The organism is Kitasatospora sp. MBT63, from assembly GCF_000710465.2.
GTDB lineage: Bacteria > Actinomycetota > Actinomycetes > Streptomycetales > Streptomycetaceae > Kitasatospora.
On sequence record NZ_JAIZ01000735.1, the window covers coordinates 6301 to 15337 of the forward strand.

The following is a 9037-nucleotide window of genomic DNA, read 5'->3' on the forward strand; positions in this document are numbered from 1 at the left end:
AGCCGTAGCCGGAGTCGCTCGCGCTGGGGCTGGGGGCGGCCGCGGCGGCCTTCCCGCCGGTCGCGGTGGAGGCGAACCAGGTGCCGCCGACGCCCTGGCCCTTGGTGTCGCCGGGCTTGGTGTCGGGCGCGTAGCGGTACAGCGGCCAGCCGTTCAGGGTCAGCTGCTTGCTGCCGTCGGCCCGGGTGACGGTGCCGACCAGCTTGGCGTCGATGCCCTTGAGCTGCGGGGTGTCGGTGGCGACGGCGGGCGGCCAGGTGGTCGCGCAGGCGCCGTTGCAGTTGGACATCGGCGGCTTGGCGGTGTCCTTGTCGAAGCGGTACAGGGTGAAGCCGGCGCCGTCGGTGACGATCGTGCCGAGGGTGGCCGAGGTGGCGGTCTGCAGCGCGCTCTTGCCGCCGTCCGCCGGGGCGGGGTTCTGCGCGCCGCCCGACGAGGCGGCGGGGGCGGGGGCCGAGGCGGACGAACCGTACGAGCTGCCCGACCCGGAGGTCTCCGGGTCGCAGGCGGTGACGAGCCCGACGACGGCGACCGAGGCGACGGCGAGAGCGGCGGTGCGGCTGAACTTGGGCATGGCAATTCCCCCACGTGGCGTTTCGGATTGAGGATTCGGGCGGCTGTGGTGCCCCCGGGGGCACCTGTCCCGGTGCCCGCTCATCCAGGGATACGAGCGATTCGGGGTCCGTGTTCAACGGGTCGGAAAGTTTTTTCGGAATAGACCGGGCAGGCTCTCCGTTGACGCCACCGAGTCACTACCGAAGGGCAGGGAGAAACCGATGAGCACGGTCGAACTGACCAAGGACAACTTCGACGAGCTGGTCCAAGGGCCCGAGGGCAAGGAGTTCGTCCTCATCGACTTCTGGGCGGGCTGGTGCGGCCCCTGCCGGATGTTCGCGCCGGTGTACGAGCGCGCGGCGGAGCGGCACAGCGACCTGACCTTCGCCAAGGTGGACACCGAGGCGCAGCAGGAGCTGGCGGCGGCCTTCGACATCCAGTCGATCCCGACCCTGGCGATCATCCGGGAGGGCGTGCTGGTCTTCGCCCAGGCCGGGGCGCTGCCGGAGCCCGCGCTGGAGGACCTGATCGCGCAGGCCCGCAAGCTGGACATGGCCGAGGTGCACGCCAACGTGGCGGAGCAGAAGGCGAAGGCCGAGGCCCAGGGCTGACCGGGCCCGGTACCCGGGGGTAGGACGGAGCGGCGGAGGCCGGGGCGAGAGCCGGCCTCCGCCGCTCGGCCGTTCGCGGGCCGAGAGCGGGGGAGGGTTCAGGGGCGGGAGGCGGCGGCGCGGGCCGCGAGGCCGTCCAGCAGCAGCCGCAGGGCCAGCTCGAACCCGCGGTCGTCGAGGCCGGGGCCGCGTTCGGCGGCGGCCTCGAGGGCGCCGGCCAGTGCCGGGTAGCGCGGGCGGTAGGCGGCGCCGTCGCGGGTGAAGCCCGCGCTGAAGGTCTCCAGCGCCGAGCCGAGCACCAGGTAGTCGAGGGCGGCGGCGGCCTCGGCCGCGTCGGCGGGGGTGAGGCCGGCCCGGGTGAGCGCGGCGAGCAGGGTGTCGTAGGTGAGCAGCTGGCGGCCGGCCTCGACCCGGCGGCGGGCGAGCAGCGCGATGGTGTTGGGGTGGCGCAGGAAGACCGCGCGGTAGCCGCGGGCGTACTCGGCCAGGCCCGCCGGCCAGTCGGCGCGGGCCAGCGGGGTGAGGTCGATCTCCTCGTTGACGAGTTCGGCGAGGGCGTCCAGGAGCTCGTCCTTGCCGGTGACGTGGTTGTAGAGCGAGGCCGCCTTCACGCCGAGGCGGTCGGCGAGGGCCCGCATGGTGAGGCCGTCGGCGCCGTGCTCGTCGGTCACCTCCAGGGCGGCCCTGGCGATGATCTCCCTGCTCAGCAGTGTCCTGCTCGGTCGCCCCACGCCCCGCCCGTCCTTCCGCCGTTCCGTCGACGCGGTCACGTTACATCCTGGTGTCGGCCTCTTCCCTCCCCCACGTCGAGCCGCTACCGTCCCCGACTAACAAAGTTAGTTTTAGTCGACGGCAAGGTGGCCCGGACATGACCGAGAACCCTCCCAGCGCGCACGCCCCGGACCCGGCGGCCGACCGCGACCAGTTGGCCGCCCTCGGTTACCGGCAGGAGCTGCGCCGCAGCCTCGGTGTGCTCGGCAACATCTCGATGGGCTTCGCCGTCGTCTCCCCCGTGGTCGGCCTCTACGCGGTCGCCCAGGTCGGCATGGGCGTGTTCGGCGGCGCCTGGGTGTGGGCCCTGCCGATCTGCCTGCTCGGACAGCTGCTGGTGGTCTGCGTCTACTCCGAGCTGGCGTCCCAGTGGCCGCTGGCCGGCGGCGCGTACCAGTGGAGCCGCCGGCTGGCCCCGCCGTCGTTCGCCTGGATGACCGGCTGGATGTGGCAGTTCGCGGTGATGTTCGCCAACACCACGGTGGCGTACCTGGCCGCGCCCTGGTTCTTCGCGCTGTTCGGCGCCACCCCGACACCCGCCCGGCTGGTGCTGGTGTCCGCGGCCTTCCTGCTGGTCTGCACGCTGGTCAACGCGTACGGGATCAACCTGCTGCGGCGGATCGTCTCGCTCGGCATCGCCGCCGAGGCCGTCGCCTCGGTGCTGGTCGGCCTCGCGCTGGTGCTGTTCCACCGGGAGCACGGCCTCGGGCTGCTGACCGACACCCTGGACGCGCCCGCCGCCACCGGCACCGGCGGCCTGATGTCCTTCCTCGCCGTGGTCGCGGTCGGTGGCTGGGCCTTCATCGGCTTCGACGCCTGCGTGTCCACCGCCGAGGAGACCAAGGACGCCGCCCGCCAGGTGCCGCGCGCGATGCGCTGGGCCCTGCTGAGCGTCGGCGCGGCCGTGATCCTGAACGCCGTCTCGGTGGTGCTCGCCCACCCCGACCCCGCCGCCGTCGTCGCCGGGAGCGACCTCGACCCGGTGACCACCGCCGTCACCTCCGGCTTCGGCTCCTGGGCCGACAAGCCCTTCGTGGTGGTGGTGCTGGTCAGCTTCACCGCCTGTCTGATGGCCTCGCAGGGCGGCGCGGCCCGCGGCCTCTACTCGCTCGCCCGCGACGGCGTCTTCCCGTTCGCGTCCCGGGTCCGCAAGGTCAACCGGCACAAGGCGCCGATCGGCGGCCTGGTCGCCGCCACCCTGATCAGCGCCGCCGCCCTGCCGCTGGGCCTGGAGTCCACCGCGATCGGCAGCCTGATCACCTTCGGCACCGCCGCCACCTTCCTGCCGTTCTTCCTGCTCAGCCTGGCCGCCCTGATCGTCCGGCTGCGCGGCACCTGGCGCCCGGCCGGCGCCGTCTCGTACGGCCGCTGGGGCACCCCGCTGAACGCGCTCGCGGTGCTGTGGACCGGCCTCGAGGTGGTGAACATCTGCTGGCCGCGCGCCATCCTGGCGCCGCCCGGCGCCCCCTGGTACCAGATCTGGGCCGCGCTGCTGGGCACCGGCGTGGTGACCCTGATCGGGACCGGCTACCTGCTGGTGCGCCGCCCGCAGCGGCTGATGCGGGACGCCGCCCCGGAGCGTCCCGGCACCGACGAGCTCGCGCCCGCCGTGCTCTGACGCCCGCTCGCCCGCGGCGGCGCCCCGACTCAGGATGAAGGCGCAGGCCGAGGTCCGACGTCGAGGGAGTACACATGTCCGCACAGGCCGGGTCGGCGGTGGCACGGGCCGACGAGTACGACGTGGTGGTCCTCGGCGGCGGACCGGCCGGTGAGAACCTCGCCGACCGGACCGCCGCCGCCGGGCTGCGGACGGTCCTGGTGGAGAGCGAACTGGTCGGCGGCGAGTGCTCGTACTGGGCGTGCATGCCCAGCAAGGCGCTGCTGCGCCCGGGCAGCGCGCTGGCCCACGCCCGCGCGGTGGCCGGTGTCCCCGACCCGGGCCCGCTGGACGCGGCGGCCGTGCTCACCCGGCGGGACGACGCCGCCGACGAGTGGAAGGACGACGACCAGGTCGCCTGGCTCCGCTCGGCCGGGATCGAACTGGTCCGCGGCCACGGCCGGCTGGCCGGCGAGCGGGCGGTGCGGGTCGGCGACCGGCTGCTGACCGCCCGGCACGCCGTCGCGGTCTGCACCGGCACCCGCGCCGCCCTGCCCGAGGTCCCCGGCCTCGCCGACGCCCGGCCCTGGACCAGCCGGGACGCGACCAGCGCCGAGCGGGTACCCGGACGGCTCGCGGTGATCGGCGGCGGCGTGGTCGCGGTGGAGATGGCCACCGCCTGGAACTCGCTGGGCGCCCACGTCACCCTGCTGGTGCGCGGCGACGGGCTGCTGGGCCGGATGGAGCCGTTCGCCGGGGAACTGGTCGCGGACGGGCTGCGCGCCGCGGGGGTGGACGTCCGCACCGGGACCGAGGTCACCGGGGTCCGCCGGGTCGACGGGGCTGCCGAACTGCGGCTCGGCGACGGCGGATCGCTCACCGCCGACGAGGTGCTGTACGCCGTCGGGCGGACCCCCGGCACCGGCGACCTCGGACTGGAGACGGTCGGCCTCGAGCCCGGCGGCTGGCTGGCCGTGGACGACGGCTGCCTGGTCCGGGGGGTGCCCGGCGGCTGGCTGTACGCCGCCGGTGACGTCAACCGGCGGGCGCTGATGACCCACCAGGGCAAGTACCAGGCCCGGATCTGCGGCGCGGCGATCGTCGCCCGCGCCCGCGGCGAACGGACCGACACCGGGCGCTGGGGCGCGCACACCGCGACGGCCGACACGGCCGGCCCGCCGCAGGTGGTGTTCACCGAGCCGGAGGCCGCCGCGGTCGGGCTGACCGCGGCCGAGGCGGCCCGGCGCGGGATGGACGTCCGCACCGTCGACCACGACCTCGGCGCGGTGGCGGGCGCCTCGCTGTACGCGGACGGGTACACCGGCCGGGCCCGGATGGTGGTCGACCGGACGCGCGGCGTGGTGGTCGGCATGACCTTCGTCGGCCCCGCGGTGGCCGAACTGCTGCACTCGGCGACCATCGCCGTGGTCGGCGAGGTGCCGCTCGAACGGCTCTGGCACGCGGTGCCGTCGTTCCCCACCGTCAGCGAGGTGTGGCTGCGCCTGCTGGAGGGCTACCGGGACCAGGGCTGAGGAGCAGCTCCGGTCCCGGTGCGCCGGGTCAGCCCATCTGCACCGCGGCGTCCATCTCCCACTGGAGCACCTCGGCGCCCTCGGGACCGGCGGTCACCCGCTGGCCCTCGGCGCCGGTGATCCGGACCGCGTCGCCCTCCCCCAGCAGGCCCGCGCCCTCGACGGACAGCTCCCCGCGCGCCACGTACAGGTGGACGAACGGCGCGGTGGCCAGTTCCAGCGTCTCGCCGGCCCGGACCCGGGCGACGTGCAGCGCGGCGTGCTTCTGCCGGATGCCGATCGCGCGCTGGGCGGAGTGCTTGGGCATACCGGACGCCAGCGTGGTCCAACCGCCCTGGTCCAGCTGGTCGTTGATGTCCAGCTGTTCGTAGCCGGGCACCGTGCCGGCCGCGTCCGGGATGGTCCACATCTGGACGAAGCGCACCGGGTTGCGGTGCTCGGGCGAGCCGTCGAGGGTCCAGGAGTCGTTCTTCTCGCTGTGCAGGATGCCGGTGCCGGCGCTCATCCGCTGGGCCAGGCCCGGGTAGACGATGCCGTTGTGGCCCTCGGAGTCCTGGTGCACCAGGGCGCCGTCCAGCACCCAGGTGACGATCTCCATGTCGCGGTGCGGGTGGGTGTCGAAGCCGGTGCCGGGCGCCACCACGTCGTCGTTGGAGACCAGCAGCAGCCCGAAGTGGGTGTTGGCCGGGTCCCAGTGCCGCGAGAAGGAGAACGAGTGGTGGGAGTCCAGCCACCCGGTCCTGGTGTGGAAGCGCTCGTCGGCGCGGCGCAGGTCGATCGTGGCTGCCATCTGGATCTCCTCCGGTGTTCCGTTGCTCTTGTTGAATCCTAAACTAAAGCGGCGGCCGAGTCATTCCCGGGGCCGCCCGGATGATCCGGCCTCGCATCCGCTCCCCCGGCGCGGGACGCGGACGGGCATCTGCGAACCGACGCCGAACTGCGGCTTCCTCCCTGCCTACAGTGGCGGTGGCACGTCCGGAAACACCGGTTCCCCCCGACTTTCCCAGCGACGAAATCGAGGCACGGCATGAGCCTGAGCATCCGCAACCAGATCCCCGGCACCGTCACCGCCATCTCCACCGGCGCCGTGATGGCCACCGTGAAGGTGGCCGTGGCCGGCGGGCAGGAGCTGACCGCCGCGATCACCGTGGACGCCGTCAAGGACCTCGACCTGCACACCGGGAGCGCGGTCCGGGCCCTGGTGAAGTCCACCGAGGTCGCCCTGGCGACCGCCCGGGTCAACGGCGTCAGCATCCGCAACCAGCTGGCCGGCACCGTCACCGAGGTGGCCAAGGGCGGGGCGATGGCCGGGGTGAAGATCTCGGTCGAAGGCGCCGAGCTGACCGCCGCGATCACCACCGACGCCGCCGACGAGCTCGGCCTGCGGGCGGGCTCCCCGGTGGTGGCGCTGATCAAGTCGACCGAGGTCTCGCTCGCCTCCGCCTGACACCCCGCTCCCCTCCCCGGTACCGCCGCCGCGCGGTCGCGGTACCGGGCAGGGACACCGCCTCAGCGCAGCTCGCCCTCCAGCAGGCCCATGGTGAACATGTCGTACCACTCGCCGTCCCGGCGGAAGACCTGGCGCAGCCGGCCCTCCTGCACGAAGCCCAGCGTCCGGTAGAGGTGCACCGCGGCGTGGTTCTCGGTGACCACGGTCAGCTGGATCCTGTGCAGCCGCATCTGCTGGAAGCCGTACCGGCACATGGTGCGCATCGCGTCCTTGGCGTACCCCTGCCCCCAGGCGTCCTTCTCGCCGAGGTAGACGTCGATCTCGGCGATCCCGGTCTCCGGTTCGGCGCCGTGCAGCCGCACCAGGCCGACCAGGCGGGCGTCGGCCCGGGCCTCGACGCCGTACAGGACGTCCTGGTAGCTGTTGCGGGCTCGCTCGGCCAGTGAGGCGGTGACGCGGGCGAGGGTCTGGCGGTAGCCGTCCTGCATCCAGCGCATCACCTCCGGGTCGCCGTTCCAGCGCCACAGCGCCTCGGCGTCCGACGGTTCCATCGGGCGCAGCCGCACCAGCTCTCCCGGTATCACGGGCTCTCCTCGGGTTCGGTCCGGCGGGGCCCGCGGGGCCGCGGAGGTGCCGGTCTCCCGGGTCACCCAACACCCGGCGGCCCCCGCGCTCAACCGGTTTGCCGACGACCCCGCGGGCCTCGGCCGGGTCGGCGGCGGCTCAGGCCAGCGGGCCGACCCAGACCTCGGTGATGCCGCTGATGTAGCGGGCGCCGCAGTGGTCCGAGGGGACGACCAGCTGCGGGCCGGCCCGGTCGAGCGGGGCGCCGTCGATGCTGGTGGCCAGCAGGATCTGCTGCCCGCCGAAGTCCGGGTCGATCTCCGCCCAGGACAGCACGGCCCGGTGCCCGTCCGCCCCGGTGACGGTGAGCAGGAGGCCGAGCCGCTGCTTGCGGCCGGTGAAGTCGATCTGCGGCCGGGCGGTGCGCAGCACGTCCCAGAGCTTGGGACCTTCGAAGCCGTGGCGCTGGACGCCGCTGCCGAGGCAGTCGAAGCTGACCTCGATCCGGTGGGAGGGCAGCTCGCGCAGCTCGGCGACGGTCAGCCGGAGCGGCTCGGCGAGGCTCCCGTGCAGGTGGACGGTGGCCGGGCGGTTCAGGGCTGCGGCAGGACTGCTCATCGGCGCGTTCCCTCCCGGGCCGCACCGCTGCGGCCCGGGAGGGGAGGTACCCGCGTGTGTACGCAGGTACCCGTGCGTGGGTGAACTTTCACTCGCAGATGCGATGAAGAACCACCTGGCAGCCTGGCAACCGCTGCCCGACCGGCCCCCGGGCGAACGGTCCGGTGAGGAGTCCGGACGTACCCCCGAGGGGCCGGTGCCCCGATTCAAGCACCGGCGCAACTGGCCGGACGACTGGTGCCGAGCACCAGGTCACAGGGGGTTCCCTGGATGATCGAACAAGGTGTCGCTGCACCTTGCTACCTTGCATTTACGATGCCTGTGCGCACCTGCCCCTTGCTTTCGCCATGGGAGGCGGTGGACGGGTCCGGCGCGGAGCACAAGGAGCGAGACATGATCGTCGGGGATCTGCTGGAGCTGGACGGCCTGCACATCGGTGTCGCCTGGGCCACCCCCGAGCTACTGGGCCGCCAGGTCACCGGGGTGACCTCCACCGACCTCCAGGACCCGGCCCGGTACCTGCAGCCCGGCGAGCTGGTGCTGACCGGCCTGGTGTGGTGGCGCCCCGGGGACGCCGCCGCGGCGGTCCGCTTCGCGACCTCGCTGCGCAGCGCCGAGGTGGCCGGACTGCTGGCCGGGGAGGGCACCCACGGCACCGTGCCCGAGGCGCTGGTGAGCGCCTGCCGCACGCACGGCATACCGCTGCTCTCGGTGCCGCCCGGCACGAGTTTCCGGGCCGTCACGGACCGGATCTACCTGCGACTCTGGGGTGATCTGCAGGCCCGCTCGCAGGGGGTGGCGGCGGTGCCGGACGCGGTCCGCCGGGAGCTGGTCGGGCTGATGCACTCCGACGCGCCGCTGACCGGCCTGCTCGGCCACGCGGTGGCCCGGCTCGGGCTGCCCGACTGCTCGATCCTCACCGGCGGCGGCCGGGTCCTGGCGGCCTCGGCGGAGGGCGGCGGGAGCCGGGGCAGCGTCCAGGTCGGCCCGCCCGGCGACTCGCCGTTCGACGGCTGGGTGCTGCAGCCGCACACCGAGCCGACGCCCGCCGCGGCGACCGTGCTGCACGGCCTGGCCGACCTGCTGGCGCCGCTCGCCACCCGGGCCCGGGCCACCGCCGCCGCCCAGCGGCAGACCGCCGCGCGGGTGCTGGACCTGCTGCAGCACGACGGCCCGGGCCTGGCCGACACGCTCGGCGCCTGCGGGCTGCCGGACGGTGCACCGCTGACCCCGGTCACGGTCCGGATCGAGGGCGGCTCGACGGTGTGGGCGGCGGCCGCGCTCGCGGACGCCCTGCACCGGCTGGGGGCGCCGTTCGCGGCGGCGCCGTACGGGCCGG

General features: G+C 74.2%; 9 protein-coding genes and 1 pseudogene. 5 read left to right on the forward strand and 5 right to left on the reverse strand.

Annotated features, from left to right (window positions below):
- Positions 1-574, reverse strand: a pseudogene (locus tag AA75_RS38120) (hypothetical protein); the annotation flags it as partial.
- Between the two features lie 202 nt (positions 575-776).
- Here AA75_RS38120 and trxA point away from each other — a divergent pair.
- Positions 777-1166, forward strand: a complete 390-nt coding sequence (gene trxA / locus AA75_RS38125; protein ID WP_033825023.1) for a thioredoxin — start codon at positions 777-779, stop codon at positions 1164-1166.
- A 98-nt stretch (positions 1167-1264) separates the two neighbouring features.
- On the opposite strand, the gene AA75_RS38130 is transcribed toward trxA, so the two are convergent.
- Complete coding sequence (locus tag AA75_RS38130; protein WP_033825034.1) at positions 1265-1897, reverse strand: TetR/AcrR family transcriptional regulator C-terminal domain-containing protein; 633 nt, start codon at positions 1895-1897, stop codon at positions 1265-1267.
- Between the two features lie 137 nt (positions 1898-2034).
- Between AA75_RS38130 and AA75_RS38135 the strand changes: the two genes are divergently transcribed.
- Positions 2035-3555, forward strand: coding sequence for an APC family permease (locus AA75_RS38135; RefSeq protein WP_033825024.1), 1521 nt, complete (start codon positions 2035-2037; stop codon positions 3553-3555).
- Between the two features lie 74 nt (positions 3556-3629).
- Positions 3630-5066: an NAD(P)/FAD-dependent oxidoreductase gene (locus AA75_RS38140; RefSeq protein ID WP_033825025.1), complete on the forward strand. Its 1437-nt coding sequence runs from the start codon at positions 3630-3632 to the stop codon at positions 5064-5066.
- A 28-nt stretch (positions 5067-5094) separates the two neighbouring features.
- Here the strand turns inward: AA75_RS38140 and AA75_RS38145 are convergent, their stop codons facing one another.
- Complete coding sequence (locus AA75_RS38145) at positions 5095-5856, reverse strand: pirin-like bicupin family protein (protein WP_033825026.1); 762 nt, start codon at positions 5854-5856, stop codon at positions 5095-5097.
- Between the two features lie 237 nt (positions 5857-6093).
- Here AA75_RS38145 and AA75_RS38150 point away from each other — a divergent pair, with 237 nt between their 5' ends.
- Positions 6094-6513 carry a molybdopterin-binding protein gene (locus AA75_RS38150; RefSeq protein WP_033825027.1) on the forward strand — a complete coding sequence of 140 codons (420 nt, stop codon included), beginning with the start codon at positions 6094-6096 and terminating at the stop codon, positions 6511-6513.
- A 62-nt stretch (positions 6514-6575) separates the two neighbouring features.
- On the opposite strand, the gene AA75_RS38155 is transcribed toward AA75_RS38150, so the two are convergent.
- Positions 6576-7100 (reverse strand): GNAT family N-acetyltransferase, encoded by a 525-nt coding sequence (locus AA75_RS38155; RefSeq protein WP_033825028.1) that lies wholly within the window; start codon positions 7098-7100, stop codon positions 6576-6578.
- Positions 7101-7239: 139 nt separating this feature from the next.
- On the reverse strand, positions 7240-7698 hold the full coding sequence (locus tag AA75_RS38160) for a molybdopterin-dependent oxidoreductase (RefSeq protein ID WP_033825029.1): 459 nt from the start codon (positions 7696-7698) through the stop codon (positions 7240-7242).
- A gap of 393 nt (positions 7699-8091) precedes the next feature.
- Here AA75_RS38160 and AA75_RS38165 point away from each other — a divergent pair.
- Positions 8092-9037 (forward strand): PucR family transcriptional regulator ligand-binding domain-containing protein (locus AA75_RS38165; RefSeq protein WP_199520514.1); only part of this gene is annotated, 946 nt, incomplete at its 3' end.